This window comes from Pseudomonas moorei, assembly GCF_008801475.1.
Lineage (GTDB): Bacteria > Pseudomonadota > Gammaproteobacteria > Pseudomonadales > Pseudomonadaceae > Aquipseudomonas > Aquipseudomonas moorei.
Genome location: NZ_VZPP01000001.1, coordinates 446,858 through 469,279, shown reverse-complemented (window position 1 = coordinate 469,279; position 22,422 = coordinate 446,858). Strand labels below are relative to the sequence as shown.

Here is a 22,422-nt window from a genome sequence, read left to right as displayed (position 1 = left end):
GCCCGGACGTGCGTTTTTTCACTCCGCCAGTGTCGCGTTGTCGATCACGAAACGGTATTTGACGTCACCCTGGAGCATCCGCTCGAACGCCTCATTGATGTGCTCTGCACGTATCAGCTCGATGTCCGAAACGATGCCGTGTTCGGCGCAGAAATCGAGCATCTCCTGGGTTTGCGGGATGCCGCCGATCATCGAACCGGCCAGGGTGCGACGTTTCATGATCAGGTTGAACACGTTGGGCGATGGATGTGGCGAGGCTGGCGCTCCCACCAATGTCATCGCGCCGTCGCGCTTAAGCAGCACCAGCAAGGCGTCCAGGTCATGGGGGGCGGCGACTGTGTTGATGATCAGGTCGAAGCTTTTAAGGTGCGCGGCCATTTGCTGCGCATCGCTTGAGACCACCACTTCATCGGCGCCAAGGCTTTTGGCCGCCTCACGTTTGGATTCGGACGTGGTGAAAGCGACCACATGCGCGCCCAACGCATGGGCCAGTTTGATGCCCATGTGACCCAGGCCACCGATGCCCACCACACCCACTTTCTTCCCGGGGCCCGCGTTCCAGTGACGCAGCGGCGACCAGGTGGTGATGCCCGCGCACAGCAGCGGCGCAACGGCAGCCAGTTGTGCCTCGGGGTGGCGAATACGCAGTGCGTAGCGCTGATGCACAACGATCGCTTGCGAATAACCACCGAGCGTCCAGCCTGGTGCGTCCGGAGTCGGAAAGTTATAGGTGCCAACCACGCCGTCGCAGTAGTTCTCAAGACCTTCAGCACATTCTTCGCAATGTTTGCAGCTGTCGACGATACAGCCCACTCCGACCAGATCACCCGGTGCGAACCCGGTGACCTTCAGGCCTACGGCTGAGACACGGCCGACGATCTCGTGACCGGGCACGCACGGGTATTTCGTACCTTCCCATTCGGCGCGCACCTGGTGCAGGTCCGAGTGGCAGATACCGCAATAGGCAATCTCGATCTGCACATCTTCCGGGCCGGGATCGCGACGAGTGATGCGCAGGGGTTCAAGCGGTTTGTCGCCCGCATGGGCGCCATAAGCGAAGACTTGCATTGAGGCTCTCCTGTGACTGATCGACACATTCTCCCGGTCGATCCGCCTCTGTCCCTAGTGCATTCCTCTTGAATGCTTGCCTAATCCTGTGGGGATGCAGGGTGGTGGAGAGGAAACGCCTTTTCAGCGGATTAAAGTTCGGTCAACAGGAGCGCCCCGACATGATCCCTACCCCGCTGCGCCATGAATCACCTTTCGTCAGCCCTGGAAGGCGCCCTCGCTCGCAGTTCAGCGGTGAATATGGCCGCCTGTTCGGTACCGCGACCAGTCGTGACATTATGGGGCGAGTATTTCCTGAAGAAATTCAATGAACACATTGATGCGACTGGAACCACGATGATTGGGCAGGTACAGCGCATTGATGCAAGTGCTCGCACTGCCAGGGTTGACTTCATACTGTTCCAGCACGCGCGTCAGGCGACCTGCACTGACATCATCACGCACCAGCCAATCGGCCAATAGCGTCACCCCTCCCCCGGCTAACGCCGCCTCGCGCAGAATGTCGGCGTTGTTGCTTTGCAGCCGTCCCTGCACATTCAAGCGAATGATTTCCTCATCACCCTGGAATGTCCAATTGTGGTGGCCCGTGCGGTAATCAAAACGCAGGCATTGATGCTCCAACAGGTCATGGGGGTGTCGGGGCAGCCCGGTACGCGTCAGGTAATCGGGGCTCGCCACCACCCAACGCTGGAAATCGCCCAGCCGCTTGCTGACGATGTCATCACTGACGACCGATGAACCCAGACGCACTGACACATCTATTTGCTCGCTGAGCAGGTCACTGACCTCGTCGCTCAACGAGAGGCTGATCTCAAGGCCAGGATGACGATCCAGCAGTCGCCCCAGATGAGGAGCAATGATGCGTCGGCCGAATTCCACCGGGACGCTGGCCCGTAAGCGCCCTTGAGCTTCGCTGCCACGATCGGTCACGACGGCATCGGCTTCATCGATGGCCTCCAGGATCGCCACTGCCTTTTCGAAGTAGTTCTGTCCCGCCACCGTGACGCTCGTGTTGCGCGTGGTGCGGTTCAGCAAACTGGCGCCCAGCTCGCTTTCCAGTCCCGCTACCTGTCGGGTCACAGACGAAGTGGAGATGCCAAGCTTGCGCGCCGCTGACGAATAACCACCACAGCGTACGGTTTCGACAAACATTTTGAGCGCCAGCAACTTATCCATAAGCGGAGTCCAGGATCGAAAAGGAACGGTAATGACTGTGCACGAACAGGCGTCGTACGTCTTGCATGGCTGTGCTCAATCAGTCGTGGATTAAAGTCGATAGGCGCCGCTGAATCAGGATGGCGTGATGCCCATGATCCGATTACCCATGTTCACCCCCCAGTCGCCCATGCGCCTGCCCTCTGCAAGTTGCTGGCTTTGCCAGGCCTGCAGGGCTTTATCGAGGTCGCCAATGTCGTCGATTGCCTGAGCCAGGAACAATGCATTGCGTGCCGCTTTGGCCGTGCTTCCGGCGGTATGAGGACGCGGTACAAAAGCGGCATCGCCGGTCAACAGCACTCGTCCGAACACCATTTGTGGAACATTCAGATCAAGAATCGCCTGGACAAAAATGTCCTTGGTCTGGCGAATCAGTTCGCGAAAAGCCGGGTTTGCATGCCTTTCGCCAATTTCCCGTATGTAAGCCTCCTGATCCGCCGCCAACGCCCCTGGTGGAATGGAGTGACTACGCCGCAGGCCGTCGCGATCAGTGAGTACGGCGTCCAGCTCCGGCCCTTGCGTGGCTTTCAAATACCATAGCCAGTTGAACCGTCGCTCGCCAGGCTCAACGGAGCCATTCAAACCCGGCACCATGTATTCGAGCATCAGCGATCCAGGGTCCTGTTGAAAGACAAAATCCTCGTAAAGCTGCGTCTTGGCGAAGTCTGTAAGTCGATCCTCATCAACAAGCCCACGCCAAACCACATAGCCCGAATAGCCAGGTTGTGCCCCGGGCAACACCATGCTGCGCACGGATGAACCGGCACCGTCGGCCCCGACCAGCAGGTCTGCCTCGGCACGACTGCCATCGGCAAAAAAAGCGGTCACTCGGTGCTCATTCTGAGCCAGATCCACCAGCGTCTTGCCACGGTGATAATGCTCGGCAGGAAACGCAGAAGATAATGAGCCGTACAGTGTGTTCCAGGACGTCTGCGTTTGCGGCATCGGTTCTTTATGTACGACGGTACCGGCTCGATCCAGATACAGACGATCATGGGACCGGACACCCAGCGCACGGGAATGCTGGATGCCTGCATAGCGAAAATGCTGCAAGACATCCCCTTGCAGAACAATGCCACCGCCACGGCTATCCATTGCCGCGGGGGATCGCTCGAAAACATCGACTTGCCAGCCAATTGCCCGCAACGCCGTGGCGGTAAACAGGCCGCCCAGTGAACCACCGATGACCAGGGCCTTCGGACTATCCGGACTCTTCATTACCTTTCTCCTTGCGAAGTGGTGATTCCCGAACCAACCGGTTTTGAGCTCCGTTATGCCAGCGCCGGATAGTCGATGTAGCCCTTGGCGTCGCCGCCAAAAAAGCTGTTGCCGTCCGCCGGGTTGAGTTCGGTACGCCCGCGCAGGCGAGCCGGCAAGTCGGGGTTGGCAATGAACGGGCGACCGAAAGCGATGAGGTCGGCACGCCCCTGCGCGATGGCCTGTTCAGCGGTTTCTCCGGTGTAACCGCCCGCCAGCATCAGCACACCGTGGAAGTCAGCACGCAGCTGTTTGATGATGGCGTCCCAGCGCGGATCATTACTTTCATCGAGCACCGTGCCGACCATCATCGGTTCCACCAGGTGCAGGTACGCGAGATTCCATTGATTGAGCCGCGAAGCTATGTAGCCAAAGGTCTGTTCCGGGGTGTCATCGCCCATCCCCATGAAACGTCCCATCGGTGTCAGGCGTACGGCAACGCGTTCGGCACCTATTTCTTCGGTCACCGTCTGCACGACTTCGAGCAGCAGCCGCGCACGGTTTTCAATACTTCCACCGTAGCGATCGCTCCGCTGATTGCTGTCGCTGTTGATGAATTGGTCCAGCAGGTAGCCATTGCCCGCGTGGATTTCCACACCGTCCATTCCGGCCGCAAGCGCATTGCGCGCGGCCTGGCGGAAGTCGGAAACGATCGCTTCGATCCCCTTAATGTCCAGTTCCTGAGGGACAGGTACATCACCCCAAACTCCCTCACCTTTCTCATTGAGGATAAAGGTCTTGCCGGGGACCGGCTGCGCGGTCGGTGCTACCGGTAAGCCGCCGTCGGGTTGAAACACCGGGTGTGACACCCTCCCCACATGCCAGAGCTGCAGGAAAATGCGCCCGCCCTCTGCATGCACAGCATCGCTGACCGCTTTCCAGCCCTGAATCTGCTCGTCGCTATGGATGCCCGGCGTCCAGGCGTAACCCTGACCCTGCTGCGAAATCTGGGTCGCCTCGGTGATGATCAACGCGGCACTGGCGCGCTGACGGTAGTACTCGACACTCATCGATGTCGGTACGTTGCCGGGCTGCCCCGCCCGCGAGCGAGTCAGAGGGGCCATGACGACACGGTGATTGAGGTCCAGTTGACCGAGTTTGATTGGGCTGAACAAGTGATGGGACATGATGATTTCCTGTAGGGATCGGGATTGAACAAGCGGCTCAAGCGGCCTGGTTTCGTTTCAGTATCTGAATCATGATTTCGCTGGGTTGCGCGCCGCTGATCACGTCACCCGCAATCTGGATACTCGGCACCGAGCGCACCCCGGACGCCTTGCTTTGCGCTTCGAGCTTCAAGACTTCAGCCGTGCCTGCATCGGTGTTGAGAAAGTCGACAATGGCCTTCCGGTCCAGTCCTGTTTCGCCAGCGATATCGGCCAACACATTGAGGTCACCGATATTCCGCCCCTCGCCGAAGTAAGCCCTGAAAATGGCCTTGACCAGGCATGAAGCGTCTTTACCCGCCTGTTGCTCGCGCCATACCAAGCGATGCGCTGCCAGGGTGTTGGGGGTTGTTTCGACACGCTCATAATGGAAACCAAGACCAACGGCCTTGCCGGCGTGGGTGACCTGCGCGTCCATGGCCTGGCTGCGCGCCCAACTGCCAAATTTGCCCGAACGATAGGCTTTGCGATCCACGCCTTGAACAGGCATGTCCGGGTTCAATTGGTAAGGCAGGAAACTGATTTGACGGTCAGTTGAATAACCCGACGCGGCCAGTGCGCGTTCGAGATTCACCTCACCGATCCAGCACCATGGGCAGATGAAGTCGTAAGTCACCTGAATAGTGGTTGAGTGCACACTCATGACGGCCTCCGTGGTTGAATGTTTTCACACCCCCAAGGTAAGCGTCCGACGCCCGCCGGAGTATCCACCTGCCGCGCAACGTTGCTTTTCGCAACACGCAACGCTGGGGTGATCTGCGCGTCGGCTCATGGCCGTCGTTGCGCCCAGCGCAATGTAGCGTTGCGCCTTGATGGGCTACTCGATCCCAAGCGCCCTGTCTAAGCTCACCGAGCTGAAAGTCGCCGTACGCCAATCGCACGCGGCGGATTGAAAGATCTGTCGTTCACTCGGTTCGAGAGGTAAGGCGATGAAGCGCAAGACGATCATCGGTGCCGTTCTGGCGCTTGGCGTGGTGGGGGCAGGGTTCGCGCTCTGGATGATGTGGAGGCCGGAAATCGCTGCTGTCAGCCCGCCTCAGAGCGCTGGACGCGAATCCCTGGACAGAGGCCGGCGCATCGTCGAAGCGGGCGACTGCGCGGTCTGCCACACGCGACCAGGAGGCGATTACATGGCGGGCGGCTTGCCATTGATCACGCCCTTCGGAACACTCTTCACCACCAACATCACCCCGGACCGGGAAACCGGTATCGGCAAGTGGTCGCTGCCGGCCTTTGAACGAGCCATGCGTGAAGGCATCGCCCGCGACGGTCACTTCCTCTACCCGGCCTTCCCCTACGTGCATTACCGAAAGTTGAGTGATGCCGATATCGCGGATGCCTACGCCTTCCTGATGAGCGTGGACCCGGTCAAATACACCGCACCTGATAACCATATGGTTTTCCCCATGAACTTCCGTGCGCTGGTGTCGTTCTGGAACTTGCTGTTCCTGCATGGGGATCCGCTGGAACCGCTTCCCGACCGGTCTGCGCAATGGAACCGCGGACGCTATCTGGTCGAAGGCGCGGGACACTGTTCGTCCTGTCATTCGCCCTTGAATCTGATTGGCGGCGAAAAGAGCAGCGAGCTGTTCAACGGCGGTATCGTCGACGGCTGGACCGCCCCTTCGCTGCGCGGGATGGCCGAAGCGCAACACCCCTGGAATGAAACCCAGCTAGTCGCCTATCTCACGGGCAAGGTCGCCGAAGATCACGGTGCGGCGGCGGGCCCGATGCTGCCGGTCAGCCTGAGCATCGCGCAATTGCCGGCCGAAGATGCCCAGGCCATCGCCCACTATATTCTCGACCTCAAGCAATCCTCCTCGGTCGCGACGTCACCGCCCTGCCCGCCTGTGGCCAACTCCACTGCCAAGGCTTTGCCGGGCGCGTCGCTGTTCGACGGTGCCTGCGCAAGTTGCCATGGCGCCGCCGCCCCCATGCGCGCCATTGAATCGAGGCCTGCGCTGGCAAGCACCAGCGCAGTCATGGCGGACTCGCCACGAAACCTGATCCAGACCGTCCTGCAGGGCATCCCGATGTCCACCTCCGACTCCAGCCACTACATGCCTGGCTTCGCCGACAGTCTGGATGACACCCACCTCGCCGCCATCGCCGAGTACTTGCGCAACGAGAGCTGCCCGACCAGACCCTGGACGGACCTCGACAAGACAATCAAGAGCATTCGAGCTCAGGAGTAGCCACCGTGATCACACTCGACATCAACGGCAAGACACATGAACTGGACATCCCGCAAGACATGCCGCTGCTGTATGCCCTGCGCAACCAGGTTGGGCTCAATGGCGCGAAATACGGCTGCGGATTGGGTCAGTGCGGCGCTTGCACCGTTTTAGTCAACGATAAACCGGTGTTTTCATGCCTGACGCCTTGCGGCGCGCTGGAGGGCAAGTCCGTGCGCACCGTGGAGAGCCTGGGCAGTGCCGACAAACCGGGGCCGTTGCAGAAAGCCTTTATCGACGAGCAGGCAGCCCAGTGTGGTTATTGCATCGCGGGGATGATCGTACGGGCGCAGGCTCTATTGGAGGCAAACCCTCATCCGGACGATGACACGATTCGTCGCCACATGGCGCCCAACCTGTGCCGCTGCGGCACCCATGTGCGGATCCTCGCCGCCATCAAATCGGTCATCGCGCAGGGAGCCAAGGTATGAAGTCCTCAACGCAAAGCGTCGATCTGAGCCGCCGCGCCTTTGTGATAAACGGCGCGTTGGTGATGGGGTTCGCCATGCTCCCGGGTATCCCGCGAGCCTTCGCCGACACCGAAGTGGACACCTTGGGTACGGCGATCCTGGCGCCTGATTTGCCCGGCAGCCTGCGGGCCACGCCGTATCTGGACGCCTGGATCCGCATTGATGCGAAAGACGGCATTACCGTCTACACCGGCAAAGTGGAACTGGGCACTGGCGTCAAGACCGCGCTCCTGCAGATCGCCGCGGAACGCCTGGAAGTGTCACCGGGTCTCATTCGTTTTCTCACGGCCGACACTGCGCTGACGCCCAATGAGGGTTACACCGCCGGCAGCCATACCATAGTCGACAGCGGTACTGCACTGTTCAACGCTGCGGCCCAGGTGCGTCAGTTGTTACTCGAATCCGCGGCACGCCAATGGCAATCCAACATCGACAGCCTGAGCACACGGGACGCGGTGATCCACGATGGTCAAGGCCGCAGCATGACCTACGTACAAGCGGTGGTCGGGGTTCAATTGCATCGCTTCGCCTCGGCCAGTTCCCCCTTCAAGCCAGCCAGCAGCTTCACCCTGATCGGCCAGTCATTGCCTCGGCTGGACATCCCGGCCAAGGTCAGCGGAGGTGCGGCCTATGTGCAGGACATACGCCTGCCGGACATGCTGCATGCCCGCGTGATACGTCCTCCCCGGCGCGGCAGTCAGCTACTGGACATTGACGAGGCCGCCCTCAACAAACTGCCCGGTGTGGTGAAGCTGGTCCGCAACGGCAGTTACCTCGCTGTGGTCGCCACCGATGAGTGGCTGGCGGTCAAGGCCATGCGCGAAGGCTACGCCGCTGCCCGCTGGACCGAAGGTAATCCGCTACCTGACTCGACACACATCCATCAACTGCTTACCGAGCTGCCAGCGCGGCGCTACCCGGTGAGCGCCAAGGGTCACCTCACGCAACCTGAGTCCCGTGGGTACAAGGCACGGGTGACCAAGCAATACCTGATGCACGGTTCCATCGGACCGTCTTGTGCGGTGGCGTGGTTCAAGGATGGGACGCTGACCGTCTGGACCCATACGCAGGGTGTTTATCCGCTGCGCAATGGCATTGCCGAGATGCTGGGGCTGCCCGTGCAGCAGGTGCGCTGCATCCATGCTGAAGGCTCCGGCTGCTATGGTCACAACGGCGCCGATGACGCTGCCGCCGATGCCGCGTTGATCGCCATGGCCCTGCCTGGCAAACCCATACGGGTGCAATGGATGCGCGAACAGGAAAATCTCTGGGAGCCCTACAGCTCGGCAATGCTGGCCGAAGTCGAAGCGGGACTGGACGACAGCGGCCGTCTGCGTGTCTGGAAATACGAACTCTGGAGCACTCCGCACAACGAACGCATCGTCAATGCCGGGCGCCTGCTGCCGGCGTGGCTATTGGCCAAACCCTTCACCCCTGCGCCTTCGGTTCCGATCGCCCAACCCGAGGGTGACGGCGACCGTAACGCGGTTCCGTTGTATGAGATTCCCAACCTGCAGGTTGACCTGAATTTTGTGCTGAGCATGCCGTTCAGGACCTCGGCCATGCGTTCGCTGGGTGCCCATATCAACGTGTTCGCCATCGAAAGCACGGTGGATGAACTGGCGGCCCGGGCCACTGTGGACCCGGTGCAATTTCGCCGGAATCACTTGAGCGATCCACGTGCACGGGCGGTGGTGGATCGGGTGGCCAGTGCGTTCCGCTGGCCGCAAAAAGCAACAGGCCCTGGCAGCGGAATCGGATTCGCCTTCGCCCGCTATAAAAACATCATGGGTTACTGCGCCATTGCCGTGCAGTTGCATGTGCAGCGCCAGACCGGGCAAGTGACGATTGATCGGGTGGTGGCGGCCGTCGATGTGGGTCAGATTGTCAGCCCCGATGGGCTGCTCAATCAGATTCAGGGCGGCATCGTGCAGTCCGCCAGCTGGACGCTCTATGAACGAATCCTCTATGACGCCAGTGGCCTGCATAGCTTTGATTGGAGTGGCTATCCGATCATGCGTTTTCCCGAGGTGCCGAAGCAGGTCGAGATCCACATGCTCGATCAGCCGGACCAGCCATTTCTCGGTGCTGCGGAAATCGTCCAGGGCCCTATGGCCGCAGCGCTGGGTAATGCCATTAAGGATGCCACCGGCAAGCGTTTGCTCGATTTGCCACTGGCTCGACGAGGCTGGCAGGATGCGTTGGGATCGTGAGCGGTCCTGACGGTCTGAATCGCTCGGCTGTCGCACACTTGGAATAAAAAAGCGGTGGAGGATCACTCGCACCGCCCTACCCCATTCAAGGGAAATGTTTCTCTTCTATAAAACATGCCGTTGGAAGAGAACGGCATGTACACGCAACACTTCTTAAAGCGCTGCCTGTCGGTTAAGCGGGCAGTTAACCCGCTAAATATAGTTTCAACTCCACTCTACCGAATACCGCTTAAAACAATGCCAATTGGTAATTAATGATGATCCGGTTTTCATCCTGTTGCCGAGTGTTCGGAATGTTGTTTCGCACCATCGCGTTTTTCCACATGAGGCTAACCCCTTTCAACGGTCCCGATTGCACGACATAGGCCAGCGTTATATCGCGTTCCCACTCACTGGAATGGCTGGACGCGATGGTATTGATGTCATCTCCTTTAACGTATACAACCCCCGCCGTCGCACCAGGCAAGCCCAGTGTCGCGAAGTCATAGGCGTAGCGTGCTTGCCAGGACTTCTCGCCCGCGTGCACGAACTTCTGAACCTGCATTTCCGTGATGGTGTAAGTGGACGGACCGTCACCCTGGTTTAAATAAGGGAAATCGCTTTTTCCGTTGCTGACCTCATAGCCGGCTCCGAAGGTGTGACCGGCAACGGCATAGGTCAATAGTCCACTGAACAGGTTGTTGTCGACTTTGCCTTTTATCGTATTACCGCCGTAGTAGCCTGTCGTAAAGTACGCAGGGTCATGACCGTTTGCACCATCGTCCCGGCTATTGAAATATCGAAGATCGCTGGTCAGAACGCCCGAACCGATGGCCCAATTATGAGTCAGCCCGAGAAAGTGTTGCTTATAAAAGTCTTCAAGGTTGCCGTAATAATATTGCAAGGTCAGATCTTTGCTCAGTTTGTAATCTCCGCCCGCATAAAGGAATTTATTACTAAAGCGCCCGGTGACAGGGTTGTTGGCACCCGCAATGGACATGTTTTCGTTATTGCTGGAGTTACGCCCCTTGACCCCGTCAATTTGCCCTCCTGTCAGGGTCAGGTCCTTGATGTCCGCGGAGGTCACCTGGGCCCCTTGCCAGGTTTGCGGCAGCAGACGCCCGTCATTGCTGAAGATAACCGGCAGTTTCGGGACCAGAGTGCCTAGCTTCAACTCGGTCCTGGATATCTTCACTTTCCCGGTCAATCCCAAACTGGAAAAATCGTCAACCGCATGGTCGCCGTCGCTTGGAAACACTACGCCTCCGAAGTTGTTACCCGTTGGATTGCCATGTTTACCAGTGCTTGAATCGAGCTTGACACCCAACATGCCTAACGCATCGACACCGAAGCCTACAGGCCCTTGGGTGTATCCGGAGATATATTCCAACTGGAAAGCCTGTCCCCATTCCGCTTGATAACTTTGATTGGCGGCTTTCTGCGCGGGTGTAGCGGAATCACGATAATCGCTGTTGATATAGTAATTACGCAATTTAAGCGCTGCCTTACTATCATCAATGAAACCAGCCGAATGGGCTTGCTGCGCCAATACACACAGGGCAGCCGCAAGGGTCAAAGTACCTTTCATTTATGAGCACTCAAGTTGTGGTTATTGTTTTTGTATTCACGGTTCAGCGGTTTTTCAGGCGCACATGCCCCAGCCGCACAGGCAGCATGAGCGCCGTTATTCAGAAGTTATTTAATGAAGACAGCCACTACCGGGATCAATCCGCCTTGAGCTGGGACTTCCATGTTGCCGGCGTACCCAGTTCAGAGTCGACCAACTGATTTTCGAATTGATTGCGTTCACTGATGGCACTGGCGGAGCGATCGGTCATGGAAAACCAGAAAATACCGATGAATGCGATGGCCATTGAAAACAGGGCCGGATATTCATAAGGGAACCAGGCTTGCTGATGATGAAGGATCTTGACCCAAACGGTTGGACTCAGAATGCACAGGGTGATGGCCGAGACGAGTCCCAGCGATCCGCCAATCACGGCGCCACGGGTCGTCAAGCCTTTCCAGTAGATCGATAACAACAGCACCGGAAAGTTGGAACTGGCGGCGATGGAGAACGTTAAGCTCACAATGAAGGCGATGTTTTGCTTTTCAAACGCAATCGCCAGGAGGATCGACAACACACCCAGTACGATGGTCGTCACACGAGAGACGCGCATTTCGTCACCGTCGGTGGCGGTGCCACGGCGCAAAGCATGGGCATAGAGGTCGTGAGAAACCGCTGACGAGCCCGCCAGGGTCAACCCTGCCACCACCGCCAATATCGTCGAGAACGACACCGCACACATGAATCCGAGGAAGACATTACCGCCGACGTTATGGGCAAGGTGAATCGCGACCATGTTAACGCCACCCAATATTCCACCGGATGCATCGTGATAGGCCGGATTGCTCGCCACCAGGGCGATGGTGCCGAAGCCGATAATCACAATCAGCGCATACCCGATGCCTACAAGACCGGAAGCATAAAGAATGCTTTGGCGCGCGGCTTTAACGTCACCGACGGTGAAAAACCGCATGAGAATGTGTGGAAGACCCGCCGTACCGAAGACCAGTGCCAACCCCAGGGAAATGGCGGATACCGGGTCGGTGATCAAACCTCCGGGGCTCATGATTGCGCCATGGGATGGATGAACCTGGGTGGCTTGAGTGAACAATTGGTTCAGGCTGAATCCGAACTCGGACAACACCATGAACGCCATGAAGACACAGCCGGTCAGCAGTAACACGGCCTTGATGATCTGAATCCAGGTGGTTGCCAGCATCCCGCCAAAGAAAACATAGATGACCATCAGCGTGCCGACGAGCAGTACGGCCGCGGTGTAATCGAAGCCGAACAGCAGTTCCACCAGTTTGCCGGCGCCAACCAGTTGCGACACCAGGTAAAGCAACACGATCACGATGGAGCTGGACGCCGCAAAAGCCCGTATGGGTCTTTGCTTCAGCCTGTAGGACAGAACGTCCGCCAGGGTGTAGCGCCCAAGGTTGCGCAGAGGCTCCGCGATCAGAAACAGGATAATTGGCCAACTGGCGAGAAAGCCGATCGAGTAAATCAGTCCATCGAAACCACTGGTAAACACCAACGCGGAGATGCCCAGTAAAGACGCTGCGGACATGTAGTCTCCGGCTATGGCCCAACCATTCTGGAACCCGGTGATTTTCCCCCCTGCGGCATAGTGATCGGCAACGCTATTGTTCTTGCGCGCGGCCCATCGTGTGACAAATAGAGTGAACACGACGAACGCCAGAAACATGCCTATGGCAATGGAGTTATGTTTGGGCACTGCGGCAGGGACATCGCTCGCGTATACGGTTGCCGAACCAAGGACGGCCGAGAGTGCAATAAGAAGACGCTTCATTTGTTGAAGCTCCTGATGATTGTTTTTATTTTGGGGTCATAGCAGGTGTTGGTGCGCCATACGTAGACAGCCACGAGAAGCACCGTAAAGGCGAGCATTCCGAAACCAATCGGCACGCCCCACGTCATGGGTTGGCCTTCGGTGATCGGTGTACCCAGGCGGGAAGGAATAAAGGCCAGCGAAAGAATAAAACCGAAATATACCGCCAGCATGAGAGCCGTCATGCTCCACGAGAATATTCGTCGCTGTTTGACCAATGCACGAAACTGCGGGTTTTCCAGAATCGGATTTTGAAGAGTGTCTTCAAGCTGTTCAGCGGACACGGCCGGGCCACCGGCTTGCGGATATGCATGTTCCATGGTTCTCTCCTGCGAAGGACGTGTAACTGAATTAAAACTTCACGGGCACTGCCGTTTCGCGCATCACGGCTTCTGGAGTCCGGTACAACTCAGCCATTTCGCGTTCTTGCTCGCTTTTCAATTGCGCCTGCATATACGCGCCAAGATGCCTGGCGTGCTGAACGATCGAGGCGCCGAAACGGCAACGTTGTTGGCTATAGTCCGCCAGGGCATCTTCAACGGATGCATGACGCTCAAGTGCTTCGACGATGGCCAAGGCATCACCGGCCGCCTTGGTGACACCCATACCGCAATGGGGACGGACCACGAATGCAGCGTCGCCGAGCAAGGCGATGCGTCCGAAATTCATCTTCGGTACTTCCAGGTCGTAAATCGGCTGGAACAGCGGTTGCGTTGCTTTCTTCACGACTTCGGCAAACTGCGGCGCCAGTAGCGTATCGGCGGACTTATACATATTGGCGAGCACATCACGGCGTATCAGTGCCGGAGGAATTCCACCTTCAAACTGCTTGCCGCTCTCATCCCGGAGCAGATCCTTCAACTCATCGTCGCCGCTGGTGCGGTACCAGACAAAGTTGTACCGACGCTCTCCTGCATGGGTGCTGTTCGACTGTCCGGCAACCGGATACCCCAAAATCTGCTCGCGCGGAGGTAGACAGAACGCAAATTTATCGAAGAGCGATGCGTGAGCGGAGTCGGAAAGAACAGCTTCGTCGACCAAGCCGCGCCATGCGATATAGCCGGCGTACTGCAGGTGTAAGTCAGGCAGAAGCTGCTGGCGAATCGTCGAGCGAAATCCATCGGCAGCGATAATGATGTCGGCTTGATGAGTGGTGCCATCAGCCAATGTGACACTGGCGTGGGACTCTGTGCTTTCGACCGAGACGACGCTGCCACCGCTACGATAGAGCGAGTCTGGAAACGCGCCGCGAAGCACCTGGTACATCTTCCCCCATGCCGTCAGGGTTTGCGGCAGCGCGTTCTCGAGTACGACATCGCCGTCCTGGTCCAACGTGACGCGCGACAGCACATCGATACCTACCGACGCATCCAGCGGGATGCCCGCTGCGGCCATTGCTTCGAACAATTCAGGGTGTGTAACGATCCCAGCGCCACGTCCGGCCAGTTCATCCGGCACACGCTCGAAGACCTCTACATCCCAACCCTTGCGAAGCAACATGTTCGCCGCAAACAGACCACCCAGCGAACCACCCACGACGATAGCGCGACGTTTGTCCGAGATATGAGTCATGGCTGCACCTCCACAGCCCCAGCGGCATGGGCGGCATGGGCGGCGTAGGAACCGACGGCTTCAAATTCGGAGGCCGGGAAGTTGAGTTCGATGGTGACGCCGGAAGGGTCTTCGATGAAGACCTGATGCAGGCCCAGGCTCGGAACCGTGCGATCACGCCAGGCGATGCCTTCGACTTCCAGGACACCCCAGAACTCAACCAGGCCTGTTACCAGAAACGCAATGTGATCCACGGTTCCAGTGCCCTTCAGCGGGATTTCCTTGTCGCCGAGGTACTTCTGCAGACCCTCGGGGTTGGAGGGATCGATCCCGATAATGTGGACCGTACCAAAATCTTGCTCGTCCCCTCCCATGTACAACCACACGCCGGGAAAGTCGAACGGCGGCCGGTAGCCGGGGGTGAAACCGAGCACCCTTTCATAAAATTGGCTGGACTTCTCCAGGTCGAACGACCGGATCGAGTAATGAGCGAGTTTTCGGACTTGCATGATGCCTCCAACGTTTTTTTGTATTTATTTATCGGTTGATAAACAGTAAGGCCTGACGAAATTGAAGTAAATAGCCGCAGGACCAGATTTTTTGAGGACTGCCCTTTAAACACGTCGTGGTGACGTCTCTACAGGACGAGTTTCAGGCGTTGGGAATGGGCGTTTCAGGGCGAAATAGCGAGGTGCGCGCCCTCCCACCACCCGTACGGCCAAAGGCTGAAACAGGTGATGAGTGGTCGACAAAAAGAAGGGGGAAGCAAGATGCCAGGAGGCGGGAAAACCGAAAAATCAATTCAAGCGAGGCGTCTCGCCGAGGTCGTTGTCGACCTGAGCCAATACATGCGGACCGCCATTGAGGAACGCATCGACCATCTGCTCTATCAGCGCATCAATGTCTTCGGTCACCGGCAGATCGTAGATCCACTTGCGCACGCCGATATAGAAAATGCTGGCATGCAAACTCCAGATCAGTTCGAGCTCCTTTTCATTGATCGTTTCACCGCAGGATGGCGCCAGACCATGGGTATGGCGAATTTCGGCAATAACAGGAATGAAGACTCGCTCACGCAATTTGGCCAGATAGCGATCGTTGATGCCTTCACGGGTCAATCCGGCGAAAACGAAGATGCGAATCCATTCTCGGCGCAGAATCACGTTGGCGTATGAGGTATAGAAACGCACCAGGCGCGCCTGAAGGGGTTGCGAACGATCCTTGATCATCGTCTCCCAAGAGGCATCCCACTGATACACCTCGTCGTAAACACGGTCGATCAAGGCTTCTTTGCTGGGGAAATAGCGATAAAGCAGCGGCTGGGTAATGTCCAGTTGTCGCGCCAGCTCACGGGTGCTTCCAGAGAATCCACACGTCGCAAAGTGCTCAATGGCCTTCTGCACGATCTGCTTTTCCCGGACCTCTGGCGAAAGGCGCCGAGTCGTCGCTTTGACAGTGCCCTGTGAGTCCGCTGAAGTTTGCGGCGCTTTCTCGTCTACGTTTTTTGAGTCTTGCATAACGCCTCACTAGAGCTTCGTCGAGGCATCATACAAAACAAAAGAATGCGCTGGCTATGAACCCCGCCCCGGCGTCTGAGGACGTGAGCAGATCAGTTCCCGGGCAGGAGTCCAGGCGGCGCGATGACTCAGTGGCTCTGCCTGTCTCTACGGGACACCACCAGGAAGATGATCAAGGTCACCAGCGACAATGCACTGCCGACTGCGGCAATCGCCAACCAGCTAAAGTGTTCATAAAGCGAGCTGGCCACCGAGGAGCCGGTCGCCCCGCCAATGAAAATGCTGATCATGTACAACGCATTCAGACGGCCTCGGTTGGCAGTGCCCAAGGCGTAGACGGCTCGTTGTCCAAGCACCATGTTCATCTGCACTGCAAAATCCAGCGCGATACCTGTAACCGCCAGGCCAATCACACCGTAAAAAGGATTGATGAAGGCCGGCAGAAAACTCACTGCGGCCAATATCATGGCCAACTGTGAGGCGCGTCGAGTGTGTCCTGCATCAGCGAGACGCCCACTGAGAGGTGCGGCGATTGCACCGATGGCGCCGACCAGAGAGAAAATCGCAATCTGACTTTGCGTGAGGCCGAACTCACGGCTCAATACCAGCGGCACAGCGGTCCAGAACAAACTGAAGGCGGCAAACATCAACCCTTGATAGAGCGCTCGCTGACGCAATACCGGCTCGCGGCAAAACAGTTGTCCAAGGGACTTCAGCAACTGACCATAGGACGCGCGATGGGTCGGTTGCCATTTGGGCATGGTCATGCCGATCACCATGGAGATGATGAGCATCAACGCAGCCGCGCCGATAAATACGGCCCGCCAGCCAAAATGATCAGCAACCAGGCTCGACAGCGGCCGCGCAAGCAGGATCCCCAACAGCAAGCCCCCCATGATCCCGCCCACCACTCGGCCGCGCGACTCTTCCGGCGCCAGATGCGCGGCCAATGGAATCAGCATTTGCACGGAAACAGAGCTGAAACCGATGAGTGCCGAGACGACAAGGAACACACTCGGCTGCCTGGCCAAACCCGCGGCGATCAGGCTGACGATGGTGACCACGATCGTCGCAATCATCAGTCGGCGGTTTTCCATGAGGTCCGCCAACGGAACCAGGAAAAACAAACCCAGTGCGTAACCAATTTGAGTCAGCGATACGATAAAGCTGGCGCTGCCATTCGACATGCCGATATCCGGGGCGATCAAGCTGATGATCGGTTGTGCGTAATAGATGTTGGCCACGATGGCCCCACAACAAAACGCAAAAAGCAGAACCATCCCTCTCGTCATTGAAGCTTTTGTTAAAGCCGCTGCTGTGCCGCTTGCTGAAACACTCATGCCATGGACTCCTGAAATTCGGCAGCAGTGACTTTCCAATGAAGGTCACCCGCTGGATGTTTGTCAGGTCACAAAGTAGGCGGCTCGCTCCACCGAGAGAATATGGACATGGCGCAACGTCTTGTTGCGTAGTGCGCAAAAGCTGCGCGGGCGCCATCAACGAAGACCAGCCAGCCGAGCGCCAAGGCAACCAGCAATACCAGTCGAATCCAGATGCGCTACTACAATACTTAGAACTTCAGGACCTGACAGGAAGCGAGCGAATGTGGATGAAACGCCAACTCTGCGTCGTTCGGCTGATTCGTTTCGCATCCGCTTCGCTCATCCTCGTCCCCTCCATTGCGGGCGCAGAGGATCTCGAACCCAGGTCCTACGCCAATACGCCGGTTGGTATCAATTTCCTGCTCATGGGCTATAGCGATCTCCGTGGCAACGTGACGGCCAACCCCTCCGTCCCGCTCCAGGATGCCAAGCTCAATATCAAGACTGTCGTGTTTGCATTTGCCAGATCCCTGGATGTCTGGGGCCGCTCCGGGAAGTTCGATATCGTCGTGCCTGAGGCAAGATTGACGGGTTCTGCCCTGTTTGCCGGTGAACCCAGGGAACGTGATGTGACGGGATTGATCGATCCAAGATTTCGCTTTTCGGTCAACTTGTATGGCGCCCCGGCGATGTCCCTGGCTGAATTCCCTAACTATCAACAGGATGTGATTATCGGCACCAGCCTGGCGATCACGGCGCCACTGGGCCAGTACGACGCGAACAAGCTGGTGAATCTCGGCAACAACCGCTGGTCGTTCAAGCCCGAACTGGGGATTTCCAAGCGTCTGGGGCCGGTGACCCTGGAACTGTCCGCCGCGGGAACCTACTACACCGACAATAACGAGTACCTCGGCGACCGCACACTCTCCCAGAACCCGATCTACCAGGTACAGGCGCATTTTATCTATGCCTTTGATAACGGAGTCTGGGTGTCGCTGGATTCGACCTACTTTGAGGGGGGGAGTACTTCAATCGATGGCGTCGGTAACCATGACTTTCAGGAAAACACACGCTATGGATTCACCCTCACGCTACCGTTGAATCGAAATAATTCGGTGAAGCTCAATGCGAGCAATGGCGCACATACTCGTACGGGCAGCGAATACGATGCCATTGGCATCGTCTGGCAGTACCGCTTCGGCGGAGGGCTTTGAACTTGGGGCTTGGGAAACAGCCTTGATGAAATAGCGTCGAAGTACCAATAGCATCCTGAATGCCTCAGTGGCCCGAGACACCCTCCCCCATCAACGCGTTGTACCGGCCTCATACGCGATGATCCCCCTGGCGCTGACGCCGATAAAAAACCCGCTTCACGAACTCGGCCGACACCATGTACACCAGACTGATTGCCAGCATCAGCAACAGGATAGGGAGCGGCAAAGGCACCAGGCCGAACCATTGGGCTACCGGGCTGTATGGCAGTCCTATGGCCAGCAAGCCGATACCCAATGCACTGGCGATCAGCAGTTTCGCCGGACGGCTTTGGTAAAACGGTTTGTAGGTGCGCACGATGAAGATCGTCAGCAGTTGAGTCAGCAACGACTCCACGAACCAGCCGCTGCGGAATACTTCGGGAACCATCTGCGCCATCAGGTACAGGGCCACGAACGTCAGGATGTCGAACAGCGAGCTGACCAGCCCGAACACCACCATGAAATTACGAATCTGCGTGATGTTCCACCGGTGAGGCGTGCTTTGCCATTCCCTGTCGACGTTGTCGCTGGCAATCCCCATTGAAGGGATGTCGGACAGAAAGTTGTTGAGCAATATCTGCTTGGCCAGCAGCGGCAGGAAAGGCAGCGCCAGGGAAGCAAGGGCCATGCTGATCATGTTGCCGAAGTTGGCGCTGGAGACGATCGATATGTATTTGAGGGTATTGGCAAAGGTATGCCGCCCCTCTTCGATCCCTTCGCGCAGGACATTCAGATCGTGCTCCAGCAACACGAAGTCGGCAGCCTGTTTGGCCACGTCGGCAGCGTTGTCCACGGAAATCCCGATATCGGCGACTTGCAGTGCCGGGGCATCATTGATGCCATCCCCCATGTACCCAACCACATGCCCGGTCTTTTGCAGGGCCCGGATGATGCGTTCCTTCTGGTTGGGATCGACCTCGGCGAACAGGGTTGTCAGTGGCGCCAGGTGCATCAAGGCCTCATCTTTCATCGCCGAGAGTTCACCACCGGTGATGATTCGCTCCACCGGCAGGCCCACCGCCAGGCCGACATGGCGGGCGACCAGATGATTGTCGCCGCTGATGATCTTCACTTTCACACCCAACCCGTCCAGGGCGGCGATGGTGTCCTTGACCCCGGGTTCGGGCGGGTCAAAGAACAACAGAAACCCGCGAAAGGTCATGTCCTTTTCTTCGTCCCGACCGTAGTGCGGCTGATCGGGCAATGCGCGAGTGGCGAGGCCAAGGACTCGGAAGCCCTGCTCGCTCCAGTCCGCGAAACGTTTTGCGATTGCCGCCCGTTCCGCGTCGTTCAGCGTGACAACCTGTTCACCACGGCGCAGGTGCGTGCAAACTTCAAGCACGTTGTCCAGGGCGCCCTTGGTCACCATCAGCCTGCTGGCTTCAGGCGCATTGGCCACCACCACGCTGAGGCGTTTGCGGACAAAGTCATAGGGCACTTCATCGAATTTGATGACGTCAGTGCACGGGGCCAGGTCTTTGCCGGCCAGGCTGATGGCATCGTCCATGGCGTTGCGCATCCCGGTCTGCAAACTGGAATTGAACACTGCCAGTTGCAAGACATCAGTGGCGGCGACACCTTCCACATCCATCGCAGCGTCCAGCACCACGACACCCCGGGTCAGCGTACCGGTCTTGTCGGTACACAGAATGTCCATGGCCCCGAGGTTTTCGATGGCGTTGAGGTGGCGCACGATCACCCCTTTGGCAGCCATGCGCTGCGCGCCTTTGGCCAGCGTGATGCTGAGAATCGCCGGCAACAGTTCCGGCGACAGCCCGATGGACAAGGCGATGGCGAACAACAACGTGTCGAGGGGCGGGCGATGCAGCAAGATGTTGATGCCGAACACGACGATGGTGATCACCAGCATCACCCTCAACAGCAAGCCACCAAAATGCCGCAAGCCACGTTCGAATTCGGTTTCGGGAGGCCTTAGGGACAAGGTCTTGGCGATGTGACCGATCTCGCTGTCCTGGGCATAACGCGTCACAAGTACCACGGCCGTTCCGCTACGGACCGAGGTGCCCATGAACACACAATTATGGCGCTGTCCCAGGGTGGCATCGGGGGCACAGTCACCTGGCAGCTTTTCGACCGGAAAGGTTTCGCCGGTCAGCAAGCTCTCCGAGATGAAACAATCAAGTGCCTGCAGGATACGGCCGTCAGCGGCAATCAGGCTGCCGGCGCTGAGTAGCAGGACGTCGCCTGGCACCACCTCACTGGCGGCTACCTCCAGGGTCTTGCCGTCCCGACGGACCGTCGCACGCAAGGCGATCTTGTTGCGCAGCTGCTCCACCGCGTGGCTGGCGCGATTTTCATACCAGGCGCTGAGCACCGCGCTGATCAGCACAATGCACCCGACAATCGCCGCGTCGAGCCAGTCGCCCACCACCACGGCTACCAGTGCGCCGGCAATCAGAATGAGGACCAGGGGTGTGCGCATTTGCTCCAGCACCAGCCTGGCCAATCCCTGTGGTCGGTCCTTGGCTCGAAGTGGCGCGCGGCGCAGTCGGGCCTTGGCCTGGGCATCGCTCAACCCCGTCGGCTTGCTGTGCAACGTGCTGAATAACTGGCTGAGCGACGGGCTCCAGTAATCCGTGCTGACATCATGCGCGGGCTGTGTGGCACTGGAATGCCATTCACGATGCGCGAGCCAGAGACCGGGCAACATCGGTAACCAGAACGTCAAACCGCGAAACAACAATGTCGCGGACAACGCCACCGCAACGTTCACCCCGACCCAATGCAACGTCACCACGGCCGCCGCTTCGAAGGCGCCAAGGCCACCCGGCACAACACCGATACTGCGCAAGACACTGGCCAGCATGAAGCCGGCAAACAACCCCAAGGGCGGAGCCGAGACGCCCAACGCGCGCACCAACACCCACAGCGTTGCGCTGTCCAGCACGATGATCGCCAGCTCCAGCAGCGTGATGCGCCAGAGCAATGCGTGGTTGCGTACCAACGTCCGATCCGCACCGGTGATTAACGCGACGCCCTTGGCAACAATCGAAAAACGCTGACCCGGAATATGGGTCGCCAGACGTTTATTGTCGGCCAGCCTTGGCGTGATTACCGCCAGCACCAGACTGACCGCCACAAACACCCCGCAGGTGGTCACCACGGCGGCCGTGGCATGCCCCTGAAAAATCACCACCGGCAGCGCCACGCCAACAGACAGCACATAGGCCAGGAAGTACCCGGACAGATCCAGGACAAGGCACGCCAGCACCACCGGTTTGGCAAACCCGAGACGCACGAACGAGGCGACAACCGCAAAGGCCCCGCTGATCCCGGAAGACGGCAAGGCTTGATCGACAAACAGCTTCATCAGGCTGAGCTTGCCCGCATCCCAGAGTGAAAGGTGTTGAGCCCCGGCCTTGAGTACTACACGAAAGACTTGCCCCTGTGCCATATAGGTCAGGGCTTGCAAGCCGAAGGCGGCAATGAGCCAGAGCGGCTCTGCCTCCGTCAGCAATCGCGTGAAGGATTCGACGTCGGTGAATTGCAGTGCGACGCCCACGACCGTCGCAAACATGGCCGCGCCCAGCAGCCAAGTGAGCCAGAGGGCGGGACGACTGAAATGCTGGCCTTCTTCCAGCGCAGGCGCGCGAGTAAAGTCTGGAATGGGCGATTTAACAGACATGCCAGGCCCCTGAGCAATTCGGCGGATTGCTGGATTCTGGGCCTGTGGTGGTTATTTGGTTTGATTAATGTCAATCCCGCAGGCCCGAACCGGCTCAGTCCGGCGGGATATT

Annotated in this window: 17 protein-coding genes; 4 read left to right on the top strand and 13 right to left on the bottom strand. The window is 58.1% G+C overall.

The window, feature by feature from the left end:
* Positions 1-18: 18 nt before the first annotated feature.
* The 5 genes from F7R06_RS02300 to F7R06_RS02275 all read right to left on the bottom strand — a co-directional run bounded on the left by F7R06_RS02300 (position 19) and on the right by F7R06_RS02275 (position 5,349).
* The gene (locus F7R06_RS02300) at positions 19-1,068 is read right to left on the bottom strand and encodes an NAD(P)-dependent alcohol dehydrogenase (RefSeq protein ID WP_090321855.1); all 1,050 of its coding nucleotides are present in this window, start codon (positions 1,066-1,068) and stop codon (positions 19-21) included.
* A 276-nt stretch (positions 1,069-1,344) separates the two neighbouring features.
* The gene (locus tag F7R06_RS02290; RefSeq protein WP_090321857.1) at positions 1,345-2,244 is read right to left on the bottom strand and encodes a LysR family transcriptional regulator; all 900 of its coding nucleotides are present in this window, start codon (positions 2,242-2,244) and stop codon (positions 1,345-1,347) included.
* 114 nt (positions 2,245-2,358) lie between these two features.
* Positions 2,359-3,501: an FAD binding domain-containing protein gene (locus F7R06_RS02285; RefSeq protein ID WP_090321860.1), complete on the bottom strand. Its 1,143-nt coding sequence runs from the start codon at positions 3,499-3,501 to the stop codon at positions 2,359-2,361.
* Positions 3,502-3,554: 53 nt separating this feature from the next.
* Complete coding sequence (locus F7R06_RS02280) at positions 3,555-4,667, bottom strand: alkene reductase (protein ID WP_090321862.1); 1,113 nt, start codon at positions 4,665-4,667, stop codon at positions 3,555-3,557.
* Positions 4,668-4,704: 37 nt separating this feature from the next.
* Entirely contained in the window at positions 4,705-5,349 is a 645-nt protein-coding gene (locus F7R06_RS02275) for a DsbA family oxidoreductase (protein ID WP_090321865.1), read from the bottom strand.
* A 286-nt stretch (positions 5,350-5,635) separates the two neighbouring features.
* On the opposite strand from F7R06_RS02275, the gene F7R06_RS02270 reads away from it, so the two are divergent.
* From F7R06_RS02270 to F7R06_RS02260, 3 genes are read left to right on the top strand one after another with little or no spacing between them, the layout of a single operon-like run.
* The gene (locus F7R06_RS02270; RefSeq protein WP_090321868.1) at positions 5,636-6,901 is read left to right on the top strand and encodes a cytochrome c; all 1,266 of its coding nucleotides are present in this window, start codon (positions 5,636-5,638) and stop codon (positions 6,899-6,901) included.
* Positions 6,902-6,906: 5 nt separating this feature from the next.
* Positions 6,907-7,371 carry a (2Fe-2S)-binding protein gene (locus F7R06_RS02265; protein ID WP_090321871.1) on the top strand — a complete coding sequence of 155 codons (465 nt, stop codon included), beginning with the start codon at positions 6,907-6,909 and terminating at the stop codon, positions 7,369-7,371.
* Positions 7,368-9,623, top strand: coding sequence for a xanthine dehydrogenase family protein molybdopterin-binding subunit (locus tag F7R06_RS02260; protein ID WP_090321874.1), 2,256 nt, complete (start codon positions 7,368-7,370; stop codon positions 9,621-9,623). Before F7R06_RS02265 ends, F7R06_RS02260 begins: the two co-directional genes overlap by 4 nt.
* Before the next feature lie 229 nt (positions 9,624-9,852).
* Here F7R06_RS02260 and F7R06_RS02255 read toward each other — a convergent pair whose 3' ends face one another.
* The 7 genes from F7R06_RS02255 to F7R06_RS02225 all read right to left on the bottom strand — a co-directional run bounded on the left by F7R06_RS02255 (position 9,853) and on the right by F7R06_RS02225 (position 17,429).
* Positions 9,853-11,190, bottom strand: coding sequence for an OprD family porin (locus F7R06_RS02255; protein ID WP_090321877.1), 1,338 nt, complete (start codon positions 11,188-11,190; stop codon positions 9,853-9,855).
* 136 nt (positions 11,191-11,326) lie between these two features.
* A complete protein-coding gene (locus tag F7R06_RS02250) occupies positions 11,327-12,982 on the bottom strand; it encodes a cation acetate symporter (RefSeq protein ID WP_090321879.1) in 1,656 nt (551 codons plus the stop codon).
* Entirely contained in the window at positions 12,979-13,341 is a 363-nt protein-coding gene (locus F7R06_RS02245; RefSeq protein WP_090321882.1) for a DUF485 domain-containing protein, read from the bottom strand. The genes F7R06_RS02250 and F7R06_RS02245 overlap by 4 nt, the downstream gene beginning before the upstream one ends.
* A gap of 31 nt (positions 13,342-13,372) precedes the next feature.
* Positions 13,373-14,593 carry an FAD binding domain-containing protein gene (locus tag F7R06_RS02240; RefSeq protein WP_090321885.1) on the bottom strand — a complete coding sequence of 407 codons (1,221 nt, stop codon included), beginning with the start codon at positions 14,591-14,593 and terminating at the stop codon, positions 13,373-13,375.
* Entirely contained in the window at positions 14,590-15,081 is a 492-nt protein-coding gene (locus F7R06_RS02235; protein WP_090321888.1) for a VOC family protein, read from the bottom strand. Before F7R06_RS02235 ends, F7R06_RS02240 begins: the two co-directional genes overlap by 4 nt.
* A 288-nt stretch (positions 15,082-15,369) precedes the next feature.
* Positions 15,370-15,975, bottom strand: a complete 606-nt coding sequence (locus tag F7R06_RS02230) for a TetR/AcrR family transcriptional regulator (protein ID WP_245706693.1) — start codon at positions 15,973-15,975, stop codon at positions 15,370-15,372.
* Between the two features lie 242 nt (positions 15,976-16,217).
* Positions 16,218-17,429: an MFS transporter gene (locus F7R06_RS02225; protein WP_090321894.1), complete on the bottom strand. Its 1,212-nt coding sequence runs from the start codon at positions 17,427-17,429 to the stop codon at positions 16,218-16,220.
* A gap of 263 nt (positions 17,430-17,692) precedes the next feature.
* Between F7R06_RS02225 and F7R06_RS02220 the strand changes: the two genes are divergently transcribed.
* A complete protein-coding gene (locus tag F7R06_RS02220) occupies positions 17,693-18,625 on the top strand; it encodes a transporter (protein WP_090321897.1) in 933 nt (310 codons plus the stop codon).
* Between the two features lie 109 nt (positions 18,626-18,734).
* Here the strand turns inward: F7R06_RS02220 and mgtA are convergent, their stop codons facing one another.
* On the bottom strand, positions 18,735-22,310 hold the full coding sequence (gene mgtA / locus F7R06_RS02215) for a magnesium-translocating P-type ATPase (RefSeq protein ID WP_090321899.1): 3,576 nt from the start codon (positions 22,308-22,310) through the stop codon (positions 18,735-18,737).
* Positions 22,311-22,422 lie beyond the last annotated feature (112 nt).

Bases quoted from the DNA above. Each gene is read 5' to 3' on its own strand.
- F7R06_RS02300 (WP_090321855.1), bottom strand. From the start codon at position 1,068: ATGCAAGTCTTCGCTTATGGCGCCCATGCGGGCGACAAACCGCTTGAA.
- F7R06_RS02290 (WP_090321857.1), bottom strand. From the start codon at position 2,244: ATGGATAAGTTGCTGGCGCTCAAAATGTTTGTCGAAACCGTACGCTGT.
- F7R06_RS02285 (WP_090321860.1), bottom strand. From the start codon at position 3,501: ATGAAGAGTCCGGATAGTCCGAAGGCCCTGGTCATCGGTGGTTCACTG.
- F7R06_RS02280 (WP_090321862.1), bottom strand. From the start codon at position 4,667: ATGTCCCATCACTTGTTCAGCCCAATCAAACTCGGTCAACTGGACCTC.
- F7R06_RS02275 (WP_090321865.1), bottom strand. From the start codon at position 5,349: ATGAGTGTGCACTCAACCACTATTCAGGTGACTTACGACTTCATCTGC.
- F7R06_RS02270 (WP_090321868.1), top strand. From the start codon at position 5,636: ATGAAGCGCAAGACGATCATCGGTGCCGTTCTGGCGCTTGGCGTGGTG.
- F7R06_RS02260 (WP_090321874.1), top strand. From the start codon at position 7,368: ATGAAGTCCTCAACGCAAAGCGTCGATCTGAGCCGCCGCGCCTTTGTG.
- F7R06_RS02255 (WP_090321877.1), bottom strand. From the start codon at position 11,190: ATGAAAGGTACTTTGACCCTTGCGGCTGCCCTGTGTGTATTGGCGCAG.
- F7R06_RS02250 (WP_090321879.1), bottom strand. From the start codon at position 12,982: ATGAAGCGTCTTCTTATTGCACTCTCGGCCGTCCTTGGTTCGGCAACC.
- F7R06_RS02245 (WP_090321882.1), bottom strand. From the start codon at position 13,341: ATGGAACATGCATATCCGCAAGCCGGTGGCCCGGCCGTGTCCGCTGAA.
- F7R06_RS02240 (WP_090321885.1), bottom strand. From the start codon at position 14,593: ATGACTCATATCTCGGACAAACGTCGCGCTATCGTCGTGGGTGGTTCG.
- F7R06_RS02235 (WP_090321888.1), bottom strand. From the start codon at position 15,081: ATGCAAGTCCGAAAACTCGCTCATTACTCGATCCGGTCGTTCGACCTG.
- F7R06_RS02225 (WP_090321894.1), bottom strand. From the start codon at position 17,429: ATGAGTGTTTCAGCAAGCGGCACAGCAGCGGCTTTAACAAAAGCTTCA.
- F7R06_RS02220 (WP_090321897.1), top strand. From the start codon at position 17,693: ATGTGGATGAAACGCCAACTCTGCGTCGTTCGGCTGATTCGTTTCGCA.
- mgtA (WP_090321899.1), bottom strand. From the start codon at position 22,310: ATGTCTGTTAAATCGCCCATTCCAGACTTTACTCGCGCGCCTGCGCTG.